The organism is Streptomyces sp. NPDC052043 (assembly GCF_044548235.1).
Lineage (GTDB): Bacteria > Actinomycetota > Actinomycetes > Streptomycetales > Streptomycetaceae > Streptomyces.
Window position 1 is genome coordinate 67,721 of record NZ_JBIUBT010000003.1, and the last position, 20,367, is coordinate 88,087.

At 73.8% G+C, this 20,367-nt stretch carries 2 protein-coding genes (1 of these 2 running past the window's edge); both read right to left on the reverse strand.

Translation table 11 applies throughout. The annotated features are described in order from the left end of the window. Positions 1-5,906, reverse strand: the 5' end (the start) of a protein-coding gene (locus ACIHCX_RS08210; protein WP_400027794.1) for an amino acid adenylation domain-containing protein. It extends 8,275 nt beyond the left edge of the window; the window shows 5,906 of its 14,181 coding nt (coding positions 1-5,906); the start codon lies at positions 5,904-5,906; the stop codon falls past the left edge of the window. Next, positions 5,903-20,149, reverse strand: coding sequence for an amino acid adenylation domain-containing protein (locus ACIHCX_RS08215; protein ID WP_400027796.1), 14,247 nt, complete (start codon positions 20,147-20,149; stop codon positions 5,903-5,905). The genes ACIHCX_RS08210 and ACIHCX_RS08215 overlap by 4 nt, the downstream gene beginning before the upstream one ends. Positions 20,150-20,367 lie beyond the last annotated feature (218 nt).

Consider the following 20,367-nt stretch of genomic DNA (forward strand, 5'->3'; position numbering starts at 1 on the left):
CCGGCCTCCGGCACCACGTAGCCGACCAGGCGGCGGCCGCCGCGCCCGTCGTCCTGTGCGACCACGGCGGCCAGCGCCACCTCGGGGTGGGTGCGCAGCACGGCCTCGATCTCGCCCGGCTCGATCCGGAAGCCGCGGATCTTCACCTGGTGGTCCGCGCGGCCGGCGTACTCCAGCTCACCGTCGCGGCTCCAGCGCACCAGGTCGCCGGTGCGGTACATCCGGGCTCCGGGCGGCCCGAACGGGTCGGCCGTGAAGCGTTCCGCGGTCAGGCCCGGACGGTCGTGGTAGCCGCGGGCCAACTGCGCCCCCGCGATGTACAGTTCGCCGGCGACGCCGGCCGGCACCGGCCGCAGGGCCGCGTCCAGTACGTACACCCTGGTGTTCCACACGGGCCGCCCGATCGGCGCGCCGGCCCGGGGCCAGGCCGACCGGTCCGCGGGCAGGGTGTGCGCGGTGACCACATGCGTCTCGGACGGGCCGTAGTGGTTGTGCAGGACGCGTTCCGTGCCCGCGCCGCACAGGTCGCGCACCCGGTCGCCCAGCACCAGCGCCTCACCGGCCTGCGCGACGTGCCGCAGGTCCGGCAGGCCGGTGCCGTGCTCCGCGACGGCCTCGCCGAGGGCGTCCAGCATCATGGTGGGCGCGTACAGCTCGGTGATGCGCCGCTCCCGCAGCCAGGCCGCGAACCGCGCCGGGTCGCGCCGGGTCTCCTCGTCCGGCACCACCAGCGTCCTGCCGTCGAGCAGGGCCGAGAGGATCTCCTGGGCCGAGACGTCGAAGCTGATCGCGGTGAACTGGGCGATTCTGGCGCCCGGTTCGGCGGGGACGTGCGCGGCGTGCCAGGACATCAGGTTGGCCAGCGCGCCGCCGGGCATCACCACGCCCTTGGGGCGGCCGGTCGAGCCGGAGGTGTAGATCAGGTAGGCGGGGTGCTGGGGCAGCAGCGGCCCGGTCCGCTCGTCGTCGCGGGGGTCGGTGTCCGCCAGCGCGGCCAGTTCGGCCCGTACGTCCGGGTCGTCCAGTGCCAGCGTCGGCCCGGCGGGCAGCCGGCCGGCGACCCCGGTGGTGGACAGCAGCACCCGGGGAGCGGCGTCGGCCAGCATGAAGGCGATCCGCTCGGCCGGGTACTCCGGGTCGACCGGCAGATAGCCCGCTCCGGACTTGAGCACCGCGAGCACACCCACGACCAGCTCCACCGAGCGGGGCAGGGCCAGACCCACGATGTGCTCGGGGCCGATACCGCGGCCGATCAGCAGCCGGGCGAGCCGGTTGGCCCGCGCGTTCAGCTCGGCGTAGGTCAGCTCCTCCTCGCCGCACACCAGCGCGGGGCCGTCCGGGTGTTCCGCGGCCTTGGCCTGGAACAGCGCGGGCAGCGAGGCGGCGGGCACCTCGTGCTCGGTGGCGTTGCGGGTCACCAGCAGTTCGTGGCGGGCGACCGGGTCCAGTACGTCGACCTTGCCGACCGGGCGGCCCGGTTCGGCGACGACGCTCTCCAGCACCCGGACGAAGGCCGCCGCGATGCGCTCCGCGGTCGGCTCGTCGAACAGGTCCGCGCTGTACTCCACGAAGCCCTCGACGCCGCCGGGGCGCCCGTCGGCCGTGTAGCTCTCGCGCAGGCTGAACAGCAGGTCGAACTTGGACACCCCGGTGTCGACGCGTTGCGTGCCGACCTCCACGCCCGGCAGCCGGAACGGCGCGGTCGGGTTGTTGTGCAGGGTGAGCATCACCTGGAACAGCGGGTGCCGGGACATCGAACGGCTGGGGTTCAGCACCTCGACCAGCCGCTCGAACGGCACCTCCTGGTGGGCGTAGGCGGCCAGGTCGGCCTCCCGCACCCGGCCGAGCAGCTCACGGAAGTCGGGGTCCCCGGACAGGTCGGTGCGCAGCACCAGGGTGTTGATGAAGAAGCCGACCAGGTCGTCCAGCGACTCGTCGCCGCGCCCGGCGATCGGGGTGCCGAGCGGGATGTCCGATCCGGCGCCCAGCCGGTGCAGCAGCACCGAGAGGCCCGCCTGCAAGGTCATGAACACGCTGGCCTGGCAGCTGCGGGAGAGCGCGACCAGGCGCTGGTGGACCTCGCGGTTGACGCGGAATCCCACCGTGCCGCCCCGGTAGGAGGGGGTCGCCGGGCGCGGCCGGTCGGCCGGCAGGTTCAGCTCGTCCGGCAGCCCGGCCAGCGTCTCGCTCCAGAAGGCCAGTTGCCGTGAGACCGCGCTGTCCGGGTCGTCCTCGCTGCCGAGCACCTCGCGCTGCCACAGCGCGAAGTCCGCGTACTGCACGGGCAGCGGCTCGAACGACGGCGCACCGCCGTCGCGTCGCGCGCCGTAGGCGGCGGACAGGTCGCGGCCGAACGGCACGGCCGACCACTCGTCCATCACGATGTGGTGCATCACCACCAGGAGCACGTGCTCCTCGTCGCCCAGCCGCAGCAGCCGCGCCCGTACCGGCGGCTCGGCGGTCAGGTCGAAGCCCCCGCCCGCGGCCTCGGTCAGCGCCGCCGCCAGACCGGCCGGATCGACGTCGGTCACCCGCAGGTCGGGGACGGTGTCCACCACGACCTGGCAGGGCGTGCCGTCACGGTCCGGGAAGACCGTGCGCAGGCACTCGTGCCGCCGGGCCACGTCGGCCAGCGCCGCGCGCAGCGCCGCCACGTCCAGCGGGCCGGTCAGCCGGGCCGCCATCGGCACGTTGTACGCCGGGTTCGGGCCCTCGAACCGGTTGATGAACCACAGCCTGGTCTGCTGGAGCGACAGCGGTACGTCGGCCGGGCGGGGCGCCGGCTCGATCCGCCGGGTCACCAGCCCGTCGGAGGTGAGCTGGTGGGCGAGCCCGGCCACCGTCGGCGACTCGAACAGGCTGCGCAGCGAGAGCCGCACGCCGAACACCGAGCGGATCCGGGTGACCAGTCGGGTCGCCAGCAGCGAATGGCCGCCGAGCTCGAAGAAGCTGTCGTCGATGCCCACGACGGACACGCCGAGGATCTCCGCGAACAGCCCGCACAGGATCTCCTCCTGGGGCGTGCGCGGGGTGCGGCCCGAGGTCACACCGGAGAAGTCCGGGGCCGGCAGCGCCCGCCGGTCCAGCTTCCCGTTGGGCGTCACCGGGAGCGTGTCGAGCACCACGAACGCGGCGGGCATCATGTGGGCCGGCAGTGCCTCGGCGACGGCGGTGCGCAGGCCGGCCACGCCCGGTGCGGCGCCGCCGGCCTCCGGCACCAGGTAGGCGACCAGCCGGTGGTCGCCCGGCCGGTCCTCGCGGACGACGACACCGGCCTGGGCGACGCCGTCCTGGGCCAGCAGCACCGACTCGATCTCGCCGGGCTCGATACGGAAGCCGTGGAGTTTCACCTGGCTGTCCGCGCGTCCCCGGAAGACGAGCCGGCCCTCCTGGTCCCAGGTGGCGATGTCTCCCGTGCGGTACATGCGGGCGCCGGCACCCTCGAAGGGGTTGGCGACGAAGCGCTCGGCGGTGAGCGCGCGGCGGCCGAGATAGCCGCGGGCGAGGCCCGCTCCGGAGACGTAGAGCTCGCCGGGGACACCGGGCAGCACCGGGCGCAGCGCGGAGTCGAGGAGGTAGACGCGGGCGCCCGTGATGGGGCCCCCGATGGGCGGTACGACCTCCCCGGCGAGCGGGGCGCTCATGGTGGCGCACACGGTGGTCTCGGAGGGGCCGTAGGCGTTGATCATGCGGCGGCCGGGGGACCAGCGGCCGACGAGTTCGGGCGCGGTGGCCTCGCCGGCGACTACCAGGGTGACGCCCTCGGGCAGGGTGTCCCGGTCGAGGACGGCGAGGGCGGCCGGCGGGATGGTGGCGTGGGTGACGCGCTGCTCGGCGACGAGGTCGGCCAGCGGCGGACCGGGGCGGAGCCGTTCGGCCGGGGCGAGGACGAGGGCCGCGCCGGTGAGCAGGCCCATGGCCAGCTCCCAGAAGGCGGCGTCGAAGCTGAGGGAGGCGAACTGCAGGACGCGGCTGCCGGGGCCGACCTCGAAGCGCTCGGTCTGGGCGGCGACGAGGGAGGCGATGCCGCGGTGGGTGACGACGACGCCCTTGGGCCGGCCGGTGGATCCGGAGGTGTAGATGAGATAGGCGGGGTGATCGGCCGTCAGGTCCGCGGCGGGGGCGCGGTCGCCGGGGGCGGCGGCGACGCGTGCGGCGGTGGCGGGGTCGTCCAGCTCGACGACGAGCCGGTCACCGGGCGGCAGGGCGGGCGCGAGGGCTGTGGTGGTGAGGACGACGCCGGGCCGCGCGTCGGTGAGCATGTGCGCGATGCGCTCGGCCGGGTAATCGGGGTCCACCGGCAGATACGCGGCACCCGCCTTGTGGACGGCGAGGACGGCGACGGCGAGGTCCGCGGAGCGCGGCAGGACCAGGGCCACGTACTGCTCGGGCCCGACCCCGGCGGCGACGAGGTGGTGGGCCAGCCGGTTGGCGCGGCGGTCCAGCTCGGCGTAGGACAGCGTGGTGTCCTCGAAGACGACGGCCGGGTCCCGCGGCGCCCGGGCGACCTGCTCCGCGAACAGCTCCGGCAGGGTCCTCGGAGGCTCGCCCCCGGTGTCGTTGCGCCGCAGCAGGACCTCTTCGCGCTCCTGCGGGGCGAGCACGTCCAGACGGCCCACGGGGCGGTCCGGGTCGCGCACCACCGCTTCCAGCACCCGCACCAGCCGGGCGCCGATCGCCTCCACGTCCGCCGGGCCGAAGACGTCCGGCCGGTAGCCGAAACGGATCCGCAGCGTCTCGCCGGGCAGGGCGGCCACGCTGAGCGGGTAGTGGTTGGCGTCCGCGCCGTGCGCGCCGACGATCGTCAGGCCGGCCAGCTCGCGGAACCCCTTCTCGTCGAAGGGGTAGTTCTCGGTGACGGTGATGGTGTCGAACAGTTCGCCGGACGCGCCGGCCAGGGCGTGCACGTCGGGCAGGTTCAGGTGCTGGTGGGACATCAGCCCGGCCTGCTGCCGCTGGAACCGGGCCAGCATCTCGCCCACCGGCTCCGACGGGTCAAGCCGCACCCGCACCGGCAGGGTGTTGATGAACAGACCGACGATGCTCTCCACACCGGGGATGTCCGCCGGACGTCCGGAGACGGTGCCGCCGAACACCACGTCGGTGCGGCCGGTCAGCCGGCTCAGGACCAGCGCCCAGGCGCCCTGGAAGACCGTGTTGACGGTCAGGTCGTGCCTGCGGGCCGTCGCCGTCAGCTCCCGGCTCAGCTCCGCCGGAACCTCCACCAGCAGGCGTTCCGGCACGACCGGGGTGCGCAGCCGGTCGTCCGACACCAGCCGGGTCGGCTCCTCGACGCCGCTCAGTACCGTCCGCCACGCCTCCTCCGCCGCGGGCCGGTCCTGCCCGGCCAGCCAGGCGAGGTAGTCGCGGTAGGGCGTCACCGGCGGCAGCGCCGATTCCTCGCCGCCCGCGGCGTAGAGCGTGAACAGGTCCGTCATCAGCCGGCCCACCGACCAGCCGTCCAGCAGGATGTGGTGGTGCGCCATCACGAGCCGGTGGGCGTGCTCGCCGTGGTGGATCAGCGTGAAGTGCAGCAGCGGCGGGCGCGCCAGGTCGAAGGTGCGCTCCGACGCGGCCGTCGTCAGCTCCCGCAGTCGCGCCGCCTGCTGCTCCTCGGGCAGGTCGCGCAGGTCGAACTCGTCCCAGGGCAGGGGGACCTCGCGGGGGATGAGCTGCACCGGGCGGCTGAGCCGCTCGTAGCGGAAGGCGGCCCGCAGATTGGGGTGCCGGCGCAGCAGCGCCGCCACCGACTCCCGCATCGCCCCGGCGTCCAGCGCGCCTTCCAGGTCGAGGCAGAGTCTCGCCGTGTAGATGTCCAGCGAGCGCTCGTGGTAGACGGTGTGGAAGAGCAGGCCCTCCTGGAGGGGCGAGAGCGGAAGGACGTCCTGGAACCCCGGCTTCGTCATGAGGAGAAGTACCTTCCGTCTGCTTCCAGTACGTCGATGTCGCCTTGGTCGAGACCGGTCAGGGAGAGGTCGGACGGGGTGTGCCCGCCGGCGTCCGCGGCCTCGGAACGGGTGATGATGGCTTCCAGCGCGCGGAACCAGTCGTCGACCAGTTCGCGTACGTCCGCCTCGCCGAACAGTTCGCTCGGCCAGGCGCAGGTCAGGGTCAGGCACGGCCCTTCGGGGCCCTGGACGACCGAAGTGGTCAGCTCCAGCGCGTGGCCGCCCGCCGGCGCCTGCTCGGTGGGTCCGGCGGACACCGGCCACTCGCCGGGTGCGGCGTCGTCGAGGCCGCCGAGGTGGGTGAAACCGATGTCCGGCGAGGGCAGTTCGGCCAGCACGGGGGCGGTGCGCGGGTTGAGGTACCGCAGCATGCCGTAGCCGACCCCGCCGTCCGGTACCGCGCGCACCTGCTCCTTGACCGCCTTGACGGCGTTGCTCACGGCCGCGCCGCGCGCGGTCAGCTCGGACCGCTCGACGGCACCGGCGTCCAGGCGCACCGGATGCGCCGTGGTGAACCGGCCCAGGGTGCGGGAGAGGTCCTGGCCCTCGGCGAACGGCTCGCGTCCGTCCCGCTCCAGGTCCACCAGGACGCCGCTGCCGCCGAGGTGGTCCCGCAGGTGCCGGCGCCGCCACTGCGGTACGGCCAGCGCCAGCGCGGTGAGCAGGACGTCCTCCACAGCGCAGTGGAACGCGGCGGGCACCCGGGCGAGCAGCGGTCCGGTCCGCGTCGCGGGCAGCGTGCGACGCAGCAGGCCGGGGGCGCCGGGAATATCGGGACCCGGGGCCGAGGGCCGGTCGGTGAGCCGGGGTTCCGCGGTGGTGAGCGTCGTCCTCCACCAGTCGAGTTCGCGCTCGCGCTCCGGGTCCTGCGCGGCGGCCACCAGGTGCTGCGCCCAGCGGCGGTAGGAGGTGCCGGCCGGGCGCGGGGCGTCCCGGCTCTCCCCGGTCAGGACCCGCCAGCAGGCGGCCAGCTCGGTGCGCAGGACCCGCCAGGACACCGTGTCCACGGCCAGCCGGTGCAGCACCACCAGCAGCCGGCCCCGCCGTCCGGGCCCGGCGTCGAACCAGACGAACCGGGCGACGTCCCCGGTCTCCGGGTCGAGGCGGTCGGCCGCCCGCCCGGTGTGCTCGCGCACCGCGGCGGCCGACGCGTCCGTGTCCAGTCCGGCGACCGTCACGTGGGCCACCCGGCCGGCGGCGTCCACGGTGCCGGGGGGCCGCACCTGAAGGCTCCACCGGACGCCGTCCTCTGTGCCGTCGTGACGGCCCAGCAGCAGCCGGAGCGCGTCGTGCCGGTCGGTGAGCACAGCCACCAGCTCGCGCAGCCGGTCCAGGCCGAGGTCGGCCGGGGCGTCGAGCAGCAGCGACTGGTGGTACGCCCGGACCGGGCCGCCCCGCTCCCGCAGCGCGTGCGCGGAGGGTGGCAGCGGGAGACCGCCGACACCGGCGTCGGGCGACTCGACGACGAGGTCGGGGACGTCGGTCGCCACGGACGCGAGCCCTTCGACGGTCCGGTGCACGAACACGTCCTCCGGCGTGATCCTCAGTCCCCTCGCCCGGGCGCGGCCGACCAGCCTGATCGAGACGATGCTGTCGCCGCCGAGGTCGAAGAAGCTGTCCCGGATCCCGACCGAGGGCAGGCCGAGGACCTCGGCGAACACCTCGCACAGCGCTTCCTCGCGCGGGGTGCGCGGCTGCTCGTCGCCGACCAGCACCGCGAAGTCCGGGGCGGGCAGCAGCTTGCGGTCCACCTTGCCGTTCGGGGTGAGCGGCAGGGCGTCGAGGGCGACGAACGCGGCCGGGACCATGTAGTCCGGCAGGACGCGTGCCGCGTGCTCCCGCATCCCGGTGGCGGCCGGCACCTCGCGACCGGGCGCCGCGACCAGGTAGGCCACCAGCCGCTTGTTCCCGTCGCCGTCCTCCCGGGCCACCACGGTGGCCTGGGCCAGTTCCGGATGGCCGGCGAGCACGGTCTCGATCTCGCCCGGCTCGATCCGGAAACCGCGCACCTTGACCTGGTCGTCGGCCCGTCCGACGAACTCCAGCTCGCCCGCGGTGTTCCAGCGGGCGATGTCGCCGGTGCGGTACATCCGGGTGCCGGCCGGGCCGAACGGGTCCGCCACGAACCGTTCGCCGGTCAGTCCGGGCCGGCCGAGGTAGCCGCGGACCACGCCGTCACCGGCGAGGTACAGGTCGCCCGCGACCCCGGCCGGCACCGGCGCGAGCCGGTCGTCCAGCACGTACACCCGGGTGTTCGCGATCGGCCGGCCGATCACCGGCGCGCCGGGCCGGTCGTCCAGTGCGGCGGTGGTGGACCACACCGTGGTCTCGGTGGGTCCGTACAGGTTGCGTACGCCCGCGGACAGTTCGCGCAGCCGGGCGGCCAGCCCGGCGGGCAGCGCCTCGCCGCCGACCAGGACCCGCAGCCCGGCGAGGGCGTCCGGGTGTGCGGACACCAGCGCCTGCCACAGCGTCGGGGTCGCCTGGACCACGGTGGCGCCCGTGCCGGTGATCAGCTCGGCCAACGCGTCGACGTCCCGCACCTGCTCGGTGGTGGCGAGCACGAGCCGGGCCCCGGCGACCAGGGGTACGTACAGTTCGAGACCGGCGATGTCGAAGGCGACGGTGGTGACCGCCACCAGGACGTCCGCCTCGCCGACGGGCAGCCGCTCGCGCATGTCCCGCACGAAGTTGGCGATGTTCGCCCGGGTGACCACCACGCCCTTGGGGCGGCCGGTGGAACCTGAGGTGTAGATCACGTAGGCCGGGTGGTCGCCGTGCGCCGTGTCCGGCAGGTCGGTGTCCGGCAGGGCGGCGATCCGCGCCCGCAGCGCCGGGTCGTCCACCGCGATCGTCTCCGCCGTTGCCGGTACGGGCAGTTCGCGGGCGAGTTCGGAGGTCGTCAGCACCAGGGCGGGCGAGCCGTCGGTGAGGATGTGCCGCACCCGCTCGGCCGGGTAGGCCGGGTCGAGCGGTATGTAGGCCGCGCCCGACTTGAGCACCGCCAGCAGTGCCACCAGCAGGTCGGCGCCGCGCGGCAGGCTCACCGCGACCCGGACCTCGGGGCCGGCGCCGCGGCCGGCCAGGTGGCGCGCCAGCCGGTTCGCCCGGGCGTTCAGGTCGGCGTAGGTGGTCTCGGCGCGGGTGGTCCCGCCGTCGGCGGCGACGACCGCGACACGGTCCGGGGTGCGGGCGGCCGCCGCCTCGATCGCCTCGGTCAGCGACCGCGGCCCGAAGTCGGCGCTCGTGGCGTTCCAGTCGTGCAGCAGCAGGGCGCGCTCGGCCGGGGTCAGGACGTCCAGGTCGCCCACGGGCCGGTCGGGTTCGGCGCACAGCTGTTCCATCAGGTGCGTGAACCGTCCGGCCAGCCCCACGACGGTGTCGTGGTCGAACAGGTCCGTGCTGTACTCGGCGACCGCGTCGATCCCGGCGGGCTCCTGCGTGTCGTCGAACAGCTCGCGCAGGTTGACGTTGAGGTCGAACTTGGCCGTGTTCAGGTCGAGCATGCGGCGCCGCGCGGACACCCCGGGCAGGTCGTAGTCGGCCTCCGGGTTGTTGTGCAGGCTGACCATCACCTGGAACAGCGGGTGGCGGGCCATGACCCGCTCGGGGTTCAGCACGTCGACCAGCCGCTCGAAGGGCACGTCCTGGTGGGCGTACGCCGCCAGGTCGGTCTCCCGCACCCGGTCGAGGAGTTCGGTGAAGGTGGGGGCGCCGGACAGGTCGGTGCGCAGCACCAGCGTGTTGACGAAGAAGCCCACCAGATCGTCCAGGGCCTCGTCCGTGCGGCCCGCGACCGGCGTGCCCAGGGGGATGTCGGTGCCCGCGCCCAGGCGGTGCAGCAGCACCGAAAGGCCCGCCTGGAGGACCATGAACATGCTGACCCCGCGGCGGCGGGCCAGGGCCGACAGGTCCCGGTGCAGTCGCGGCTCCAGCCGGAAGGTGACCCAGCCGCCGCGGTAGGTGGGGGTCGCCGGGCGCGGCCGGTCCACGGGCAGGCTCAGCTCGTCGGGCAGTCCGGCCAGCGCCTCGCGCCAGTACGCCGACTGCCGTGCGGCCACGCTGTCCGGGTCGTCCTCGTCGCCCAGCACGGCGTGCTGCCAGAGCATGTAGTCCGGGTACTGCACCGGCAGCGGCGTCCACGTGGGTGCCGTGCCCGCGCACCGGGCGCCGTAGGCGGTGGCGAGGTCCCTGCCGAACGGTCCGGTCGACCAGCCGTCGACGACGATGTGGTGCATCACGACCACGAACACCGACTCCCGCTCGCCGACCCGCAGCAGGGCGGCCCGCAGCGGCAGTTCGACGGTCAGGTCGAAGCCCTGCCCGGCGATGCGCCGCAGCTCCCTGTCCAGCTCGTGCGCCGCGACGTCGAGCACGGTGAACTCCGGTGCGGCGACCGACGGATCGAGCACCACCTGGTACGGACTGCCGTCCCGCTCGGGGAAGATCGTGCGCAGCGACTCGTGGCGGGCGACGACGTCGCCGAGCGCGGAGCGCAGCGCGGAGACGTCCACCGGACCGTCGAGGTCGAGCGCGATCGGCAGGTTGTACGTGGCGCTGTGGCCCTCGAGCCGGTTCAGGAACCACAGCCGCCGCTGGCCGTGGGACAGCGGCAGGTGCGCGGGCCGCTGGGCGGCGCACAGCGCCTGCCTGCCTTGCGGCGCCCCGCGCAGCGATCCGGCCAGGGCGGCCACGGTCGGGCTCTCGAACAGCGCGCGGATCGGCAGCTCCGTGCCGAAGACCGAACGGATCCTGCTGACCAGCCGGGTGGCCAGCAGGGAGTGGCCGCCCAGGTCGAAGAAGTTGTCGTCGACCCCGACCGCGGGCACGTTCAGGATCTGCGCGAACAGGGCGCACAGCAGCTCTTCCTGCGGTGTCCGCGGCGCGCGGCCCACGGCGGTGCCGGTGGCGGAGTGGTCCGGCGCCGGCAGGGCCCGCCGGTCGACCTTGCCGTTGGGGCTGAGCGGCAGCTCGTCCAGCACCACGAAGGCGGCGGGCACCATGTAGTCCGGCAGGTCCCCGGCCACCTCGCGGGCGACCTCCGCCCTGTCCAGCGGGCCGTCCGGCACCAGGTAGGCGATCAGGCGCTGGTCGCCCGGCAGGTCCTCCCGCAGCACGACGGCGGCCTGGGCGACGCCCGTCCGGCGCAGCAGCGCGTTCTCGATCTCGCCGATCTCCACCCGGAAACCGCGGATCTTGACCTGGTCGTCGACACGCCGCAGGAAGTACAGCTCGCCGTCCGGCCGCCACTTCACGATGTCGCCGGTGCGGTACATGCGGGAGCCGGGCGGGCCGAACGGGTTGGGCGCGAACCGCTCGGCGGTCAGCGTCGGCCGGTGCAGATAGCCGCGCGCGATGCCCTCGCCCGCCACGTACAGCTCACCGGCCACGCCCATGGGCACCGGCCGCAGGGACTCGTCCAGCACGTACAGCCAGGTGTTGGGCATGGGGCGGCCGATCGGCAGGGGGCCGCTGTCGACCGGTTCGCCGGCCCTGATCACGTGCTGGGTGCAGTTGACCGTGGTCTCGGTGGGGCCGTAGCCGTTGTAGATGTGCGCCTCGGGGTGGCGGGTACGCCACTCGGTCAGGGTCTCGCCGAGCAGCAGCTCGCCGCCCAGCATCAGTTCGCGGCTGGGGGAGAACGCGTCGGGCAGGGCCTCGAGGAGCGGCAGGTGGCTCGGGGTGGCCTTGAGGAACGTGCACGGCGTCCGGTCCAGGGCGGCCAGGGTCCGCGGATCGCCGTCGTCCAGGGTGTCCAGGATCACCGTGCCGCCGACGGACAGCGGCGTGTAGAGCGCGGTCACCGTCAGGTCGAAGGAGATCGGGCTGTGCAGTACCGCCGCTCCGGTGGTGCTCGGGTAGCCCGAGGTGCTCCAGCGCAGGTAGTCGCTCAGGCAGTGCTGTTCGGTCAGCACGCCCTTGGGGCGCCCGGTGGAGCCGGAGGTGTAGATGACGTACGCGGAGTGGTGCGGGTGGACCGGGTGCAGCCGGTCGGCGTCGGTCGGCGCCGTCACCGGGCGGCCGGCCACGGCCTCGACGGTGTCCGGCTCGTCCAGCAGCAGCCGCGGCAGGTTCTCGGCGTGCGGGATGCCCGCGCCGATGGTGGTGTCGGTGAGCAGCAGCATGGCCGAGGCGTTCTCGATCATGTACTCGATGCGCTCCGGCGGGTAGTCCGGGTCGAGCGGCAGGTAGGCCGCGCCTGCCTTCAGGACGGCCACCAGGGCGACCACCAGGTGCGGGGTACGCGGCAGGGCGACCGCGACCCAGTCCTCGGCCCCCACGCCCCGCGCGATCAGGTGATGGGCCAACCGGTTGGCGCGCTCGTCGAGTTCGCGGTAGGTCACCTGCTCGTCCCGGCAGACCAGGGCGACGGCGTCCGGGGCCGTCGCGACCTGCCGCTGGAACCGTTCGACGAACGTCGGCGCAACCTCCTCGCGGATCTCGCCGACACCGAGCGCGAGGATGCGGTGGCGGTCGGCCTCGCCGAGCAGGTCCAGCTCGCTGACCCGCTGCGCCGGGTCGGCGGCGACCGACTCCAGCAGGCGGCTCAGCCGGGCGGAGATGTCCTCGGCGGTGCCGCGGTCGTACAGGTCGCTGCTGTAGTTGAGCAGACCGGTGATGCCGGCCGGGGAGCCGTCGCCGGTGTACCGCTCGCCCACGGAGAACGACAGGTCGAACTTGGCGACCTCGGTGTTCACCGGGTGCAGGCGGGTGCGCACCCCGGGGAAGCCCAACTCCATCTCGGGGGTGTTCTCGAAGTTCAGCAGCACCTGGAACAGCGGGTGCCGGGACAGCGAGCGCTCCGGCCTCAGCGTCTCGACCAGCAGCTCGAACGGCACCTCCTGGTGGGCGTACGCGGACAGGTCCGCCTCGCGCACCCGGCCGAGGAGCTGGCGGAAGGTCGGGTCGCCGCTCAGGTCGTTGCGCAGGACCAGGGTGTTGACGAAGAAGCCGATCAGGTCGACCAGCGACTCGTCGTTGCGCCCGGCGACCGAGGTGCCGACGGGGATGTCCGTGCCGCCGCCCAGCCGGTTCAGCAGTGCGGCCAGCGCCGCCTGCATCACCATGAAGAGGCTGGCGCCGCTGCCGCGGGCGATCTCGAGCAGCCGTGCGTGCACCTCGGGGCCGACGTTGATGGGCACGAATCCGCCGTTGTGGCTGGGGACCGCGGGCCGGGGCCGGTCGGCCGGCAGGTCCAGCTGGTCCGGCAGACCGGCCAGCGTGTCCTTCCAGTAGCCGATCTGCCGCGCCAGCACGCTGTCCGGGTCCGCGAGGTCGCCGAGGACGTCCCGCTGCCACAGCGTGTAGTCGGCGTACTGCACGGGCAGCGGCGCCCACTGCGGGGCGTGCGCCGAGCGCCGCTCGGCGTAGGCGGCGGACAGGTCGCCCACCAGCGACGCGAACGACCAGCCGTCGGCCACGATGTGGTGCACCAGGACCAGGAACACCTGCTCGGTGGGGCTGAGCACGAACAGCTCCGCCCGGACGGGCAGTTCGTTCTCCAGGTCGAAGCCGCGGCGGGCGGCCGCGCTCAGCTTCGCGTCCAGTTCCGGCTCGCTCAGCTCGGTCACCGGGATCCGCAGGCGGGCCTCCCGCTCCGGCACGACGCACTGGACCGGTACCCCGTCGTGGTCGCGGAAGACCGTGCGCAGGCTCTCGTGCCGGGCCATGACGTCGTGCAGGGCCTCGTGGAGGGCGTCGCGGTCGATCCGGCCGGTGAAGCGCAGCGAGACACCGAGGTTGTAGGTCGGGCTCGGGCCCTCCAGGCGGTTGAGGAACCACAGCCGCTGCTGGGTGAACGACACCGGCAGCCGCTCCGGGCGCGGCATCGGCACCGCCCGGGGCCTGGCCGTCCCGGCGCGCTCGACCAGTTCCGCGAGCTGGGCCACCGTGGGCGCCTCGAACAGGTCGCGCACCGCGAGATCGACGCCGAGCACCGACTGGATCCTGATGATCAGCCGGTTGGCGATGAGCGAATGCCCGCCGAGGTCGAAGAAGCTGTCGTCGACGCCGACCGAGGACAGTTCCAGGATCTCCGCGAACAGACCGCAGAGCACCTGCTCCTGCGGGGTACGCGGCTGCCGGCCGCCTCGGCCGCCGGCGAACCGGGGCGCGGGCAGGGCGCCGCGGTCGAGCTTGCCGTTGGCGTTCAGCGGCAGCCTGCGCAGGGTGACGAAGGCCGCCGGCACCATGTAGCCGGGCAGGGTGGCCGCCACCAGCTCGCGCAGGGCCGCGACGTCGGCCTCGGCTCCGGAGGCGGGCACGACATAGGCGACCAGCTGCTTGTGGCGGTGCTGGTCCTCCTGCGCGACCACCACCACCTGCGCCACGGCGGGGTCCGACGCGATCACCGACTCGATCTCGCCGGTCTCGATGCGGAAACCGCGCACCTTCACCTGCTCGTCGCTGCGCCCCAGATAGGCCAGCTCGCCGTCGGCGGTCCACCGCACCACGTCGCCGGTCCGGTACAGGCGCTCGCCCGGCGGGCCGAACGGGCTGGCCACGAACCGCTGCGCGGTCAGCGCGGGCCGGTCCAGGTAGCCGCGGGCCAGGCCCGCGCCCGCCAGGTACAGCTCGCCCGCGACCCCGGCGGGAACCGGCCGGAGCCAGGGGTCCAGCACGTACACCCGGGTGTTGGCGACCGGCCGGCCGATCAGCGGCTGAGCGGGAGTGCCGTCGGAGTGCCACGCGGTCGCGTACACCGTGGCCTCGGTCGGTCCGTAGATGTTGGCGATCCGGGCCGTGGGCATGACGGCGCGGATGTCCGCCACCGCCCGTTCGGAGAGCGCCTCGCCGGCGAGCACCACGAGGTCGGCCGACGCGGACACGTTGTCCTGGCCGATCAGCTCGGCCAGCGCGGACGGCACCGCGCTGATCATGCTGCCCGACCAGCCGTCCGCCCGCTCGGCCAGCGCCAGCAGGTCGCGCACCACGTCGATGCGCCCGCCGGCCGTCAGGGGCGCGAAGATCTCGAAGACCGACACGTCGAAGCTGAGCGACGTCGACGCCAGCGGCCGGGACAGGGCGGCGGCGCCGATCTCCCGCGCCGCCCAGGTGACCAGGTTGACCACGTTGCGGTGCTCCACCACGACACCCTTGGGCGTCCCGGTCGAGCCGGAGGTGTGGATGACGTAGGCGGCGTTGTCCGCCCGCAGCGGAGCCCCGCGGTCCTCGTCGACCGGGTTCGTGCCGGGGCGGGCCGCGACCGCCTCCATCGTCCCGGGGGCGTCCAGCGCCAGCGCCGGCACCTCGGCGAAGGCCTCACGCGGCCAGCCGGACAGCACGCCCTCGGTGCTCAGCAGCAGCGCCGGGGCGGCGTCGGACAGCAGCAGCGCGACCCGTTCGACCGGATGGCCGGGGTCGACCGGCAGGTACGCCGCACCGGACTTGAGCACCGCGAGCAGCGCGACGACCAGCTCCGCCGAACGCGGCATGCCCAGCGCGACCACGCGCTCGGGACCCGCGCCCCCGGCGATCAGCTCCCGCGCCAGCCGGTTGGCGGCCTCGTGCAGGGCGCGGTACGTCATCGACCGCGCCCCGTCGCACACCGCCACCGCGTCCGGGTGCTCCGCCGCCGTCCGCTCGAGCAGGTCGACCAGTGTCCCCGCCGGGACGTCGCACTCCGTGTCGTTCCACTCGTGCAGCAGCCGCCGCCGTTCCGGCAGCGACAACATGTCGAACGCCCGTACCGGGGAATCCGGTTCGGCGACGAGCGCCTGAAGGAAACGCACCAGCCGGTCGCCGAGCATTTCCACAGTGGAGCGGTCGAAGAGATCCGTTCGGAATTCGACGACCGCGTCGATACCGCCCGGTGTTCCCGTGCCGTCGACGCGTTCGCCGAATTCGAAGGACAGGTCGAACTTGGCCATCGTGCGCACGCCCGGTTCGGCGACCGCCGTCAGGCCGGGGAATTCCACGGTGGTGTCGAGTTTCCTCTGGAGGGAGAACAGCACCTGGCACAGCGGATGGCGGGACAGTGAACGCTCCGGGTTCAGCACCTCGACGAGACGCTCGAACGGCACGTCCTGATGGGCGTAGGCCGCCAGGTCCGACTCCCTGACCCGGCCGAGGAGTTCCCGGAACGTCGGGTCACCGGAGACGTCGGTGCGCAGCACCAGGGTGTTGACGAAGAAGCCGACCAGGTCGTCCAGGGCGTCGTCGGTGCGGCCCGCCACCGGGCTGCCCAGCACCACGTCGGGACCGGCGCCCAGCACCGAGAGCAGCGAGGCCAGCCCGGCCTGGAGCGTCATGAACAGCGTGGTGCCGGTCTGCCGGGCGAGGTCGGCGAGTGCGCGGTGCAGCTCGGCCGGCAGCCGCAGTTCGACGACGTCGGACCGGTAGTCGGCCTCGGCCGGCCGCGGCCGGTCGGCGGGCAGCGTGATCTCGTCCGGCAGACCGGCCAACTCCGAGCGCCAGAAGGCGATCTGCCGTGCCATGGCGCTGTAGGGGTCCCGGTCGTCGCCGAGTACGTCGCGCTGCCACAGCGTGTAGTCGGCGTACTGCACCGGCAGCGGCCGCCAGGCGGGTCGTGCTCCGCGCATCCGGGCGGCGTACGCCGTCGACAGATCGCGGGCCAGCACCCCCAGCGACCATCCGTCCGCCGCGATGTGGTGCACCACGACGGACAGCACGTGCTCCTGCTCGCCGAGCGAGAACAGATCGACGTGCAGGGGGAGTTCCGTGGCCAGGTCGAACGCCCCGGCCGCACAGCTCGCCAGCGCCACGGGCAGTTCCTCGGCGCTGATCGCCGAGACGGGCAGCTCGATCACGGCCGTGCCCGGGTCGAGCACGACCTGGCTCGGCACGCCCTTCACATCGGGGAAGACGGTGCGCAGGCTCTCGTGCCGGGCCAGCAGGTCACCGAACGCCCCGAGCAGCGCCCCCCGGTCCAGCGGCCCCGACAGGCGCAGCACCAGCGGGATGTTGTAGGCCGAGTTGGGGCCCTCGAGCCGGTCCACGAACCACAGCCGGTTCTGCGCGTAGGACAGCGGAACGCCGGCCGGGCGCGGCAGCGGGGAGATGCCGGAGCGGGCGTTGTCGGCGCAGGTGACGCGGTCCGCCACGGCGGCGACGGTCGGCGCCTCGAACAGCGTCCGGATCTGGACCTCCACGCCGAACACCGAACGGATCCTGCTGACCAGCCGGGTGGCCAGCAGGGAGTGGCCGCCCACGTCGAAGAAGTTGTCGTCGACGGTGACCCCCGGCACGCCCAGGACCTCGGCGAACAGCCCGCACAGCACTTCCTCGACCGGGGTGCGCGGGGCGCGCCCGGCCGAGCCGGCCACGGACTCCGGTTCCGGCAGTGCCGCGCGGTCCAGCTTGCCGTTGGCGGTGATCGGCAGCCGCGGCAGCACCACGAACGCCGACGGCACCATGTGGTCCGGCAGCGCGGCGGCCACCGTCTCGCGCAGCACGCCGGGGTCGAGGGCGCCGCGCTCGCCGGCCGGCGTGACGTAGGCGACCAGCCTCCTGTCGCCGGGCTGGTCCTCCCGGACGACCACCGCGGCGTGGGCGACCTGGGCCGCGTTCTCCAGCACGGCCTCGATCTCGCCCGGCTCGATCCGGAAACCGCGGATCTTCACCTGCTGGTCGGCCCGGCCGACGAACTCCAGTTCGCCGTCCGCCGTCCAGCGGGCCACGTCGCCGGTGCGGTACATCCGGGTGCCGGGAAGGCCGAACGGGTCGGCGACGAACCGGTGCGAGGTCAGGTCGGGGCGCCCGTGGTAGCCGCGCGCGAGCCCGTCGCCGCAGACGTACATCTCCGCCGCGACGCCGGGCGGCACCGGCCTCAGCGCGTCGTCCAGCAGGCGGATCGCGAGGTCGGGGATGGGGGAGCCGATCACGCTGCCCCGCCGCCCGGCCACGGTGCCGCGGTCCAGCGCCCGATGGGTGACGTGCACCGTGGTCTCGGTGATGCCGTACATGTTCACCAGGGCCGGCGCGTCGTCCGGGTGCCGGTCGTACCAGCGCTGAAGCCGCCGCAGGTCCAGCGCCTCGCCGCCGAAGACGACGCACCGCAGCGCGGGACCGCCGCCGGCCTCCGGGTCCTCCTGGTCGGCCTGCATGAGCTGGTAGAAGGCGGACGGGGTCTGGTTGAGCACCGTGACGCGCTCGTCGGCCAGCAGCCGCAGGAACTCCTTGGGCGAACGGCTCACCTCGTGCGGGACGACGACCAGCCGGCCGCCGTGCAGCAGCGGACCCCAGATCTCCCACACCGAGAAGTCGAAGGCGTACGAGTGGAACAGCGTCCACACGTCGTCGGGCCCGAACGCGAACCACTGCTCGGTGGCGGTGAACAGCCGCAGCACGTTGTGGTGGGGGACGAGCACGCCCTTGGGCCGGCCGGTGGACCCGGAGGTGTAGATCATGTACGCCGGGTGGCGCGGGTCGAGCGGCGCGGCCCGTTCGGCGTCGGTGACGTCGCCGGTGGCCCGTGCGGCCGACTCCGCGGCGACGTGGGTGTCGTCCAGTACCAGCCGCGTGACGCCCTCGGTGTCCGGCAGGCCCCCCGCGTGCGCGCTGTCGGTCAGCACCAGGTCCGGTGCGGCGTCCGCGAGCATGAACGCGATCCGCTCGGCCGGGTAGGCCGGGTCCAGCGGCAGATAGGCGGCGCCGGCCTTGAGGACGGCCAGCAGCGCGACCACCATCTCCGCCGAGCGCGGCAGCGCCAGCGCGACGAACCGCTCCGGTCCTGCGCCCCGCTCGATCAGCGTCCTGGCCAACTGGTTGGCCCGGGCGTTGATCTCCCGGTAGCTGTGGCCCACCCCGTCGCTCACCACGGCCGTGCGCCCGGGGTGCTCGGCGGCGACCCGCTCGAACAGCTCCGGCACCGTCGCGGCGGGGGCCTTGACCGGGACGGGCGGGGTGAGCACCCGCGCGCGTTCCTCGTCGGTGGCGGTGTCCAGCCGCCCGACCGGCGTCGCGGGGTCGCAGGCGCACAGCCTGGAGAGCAGGTCGAGGAAGCGGCTCTGGTGCGTGGCGAGCGACTCCTGGTCGTACAGCGCCGAGTTGGCGTCGAAGTCGAAGCGCAGCGCGCCGTCGGTGGAGCGGGTGTCCAGCACGATCGCGAGGTCCGTGATCGGGCCGCCCGGCAGGTTGTGCACGGTCGCGCCGTGTCCGGCGAAGTCCGGGGCGTAGTCGAACAGGACCAGGTTGACGTGCGGTCCGATCAGGTGCTGCTCGGGGCCGAGTCCCAGGTCGCGCCGTATGTCCTCGTGCCGGTACCGCTGGTGGCGCACGGCCTGCCGCATCTCGGCGGAGGCGGCGGTGAGCAGTTCGCCCACCGAGGTGTCCGGTGCGGCGCCCAGCCGCAGCGGGACCAGGTTGGAGACGCTGCCGGGCACGCCGCGCAGGCCCCGGCCCTGACGCGCGGCGACCGGCAGGCCGACGACCACCTCGTCGGTGCCGGTGAGACGCCGCACGTAGAGGGCGAGCGCGGCGACCACCACGGCCGGCCAGGCGATGCCCGCCTCGCGCGCGAGCCCGCGGATCGCCTCGGTCTGCGCGGCGCCGAGCGTCTCGCTGCGGCGGATCACCCTGCTGGGCAGGTGCTGTTGGCCGCCGGACAGGCTGACCGGGGGCTGCGCGCCGGCCAGCCGCTCGGTCCAGAACGCGGCGTCGTCGGCGTGGTCAGGGGAGTCGGCGTAGGCCCGGGCGGCGTCCACCAGGCCGCGCAGCGGCGGGAAGGGGTTGGCCGGGACGGCGGTGTGCGCCGTCAGCGCGGAGTAGACCTCGGCCACCCTCGGCGCGAACAGGGCCACACCGGCACCGTCCAGCACGATGTGGTGGACGCGGAGGTACCACCACCAGCGGTCCTCGGCGAGCTTGAACAGGGCGAAGGTGAACAGCGAGTCGCCGAACAGGTCGATCGGCCGGGTCCGGTCCTCGTCCATCCACGTGTGCGCGCCGGCCTCCGGGTCGCTCTCGCCGGACAGGTCCAGGACGTGGAACGGGAAGTCGACGGCGGGCAGGATCCGTTGCTCGGGGACCTCCCCGTTCTCGGCGAACCGCACGCGCAGCGCGTCCGTCTCGCCGACCACCCGGCGCAGCGCGCTCTCGAAGCGGTCCGGATCGACAGGCCCGTGAATGTCCAGATACTCGGCGATGTTGTAGACCGTGTTGCCGGAGTCGATCCGTTGCGCGAACCAAATGCCCGATTGAGCCGGCGTCAGAGGGAGTCGGATCTCACCGGATTGAGGCACGACTACTCACTCCCCTTGAATCGGAAAACTGGTGGAGACAGCCCCCGCGGGCCACACCGATCGGGCGCATCCGGGCCGATGGGGCGATCAAATCTCGCCCCGCGCCTGGACGTTACCTGCGCACCCGGCGCCCGGGAACGGCCTTATAAGAAGCCTCGATAAACCATCGCCGCAGGTCGCCCAAGCATTTAGAGGTCGAAATGGCGCCCCGGCCGAGA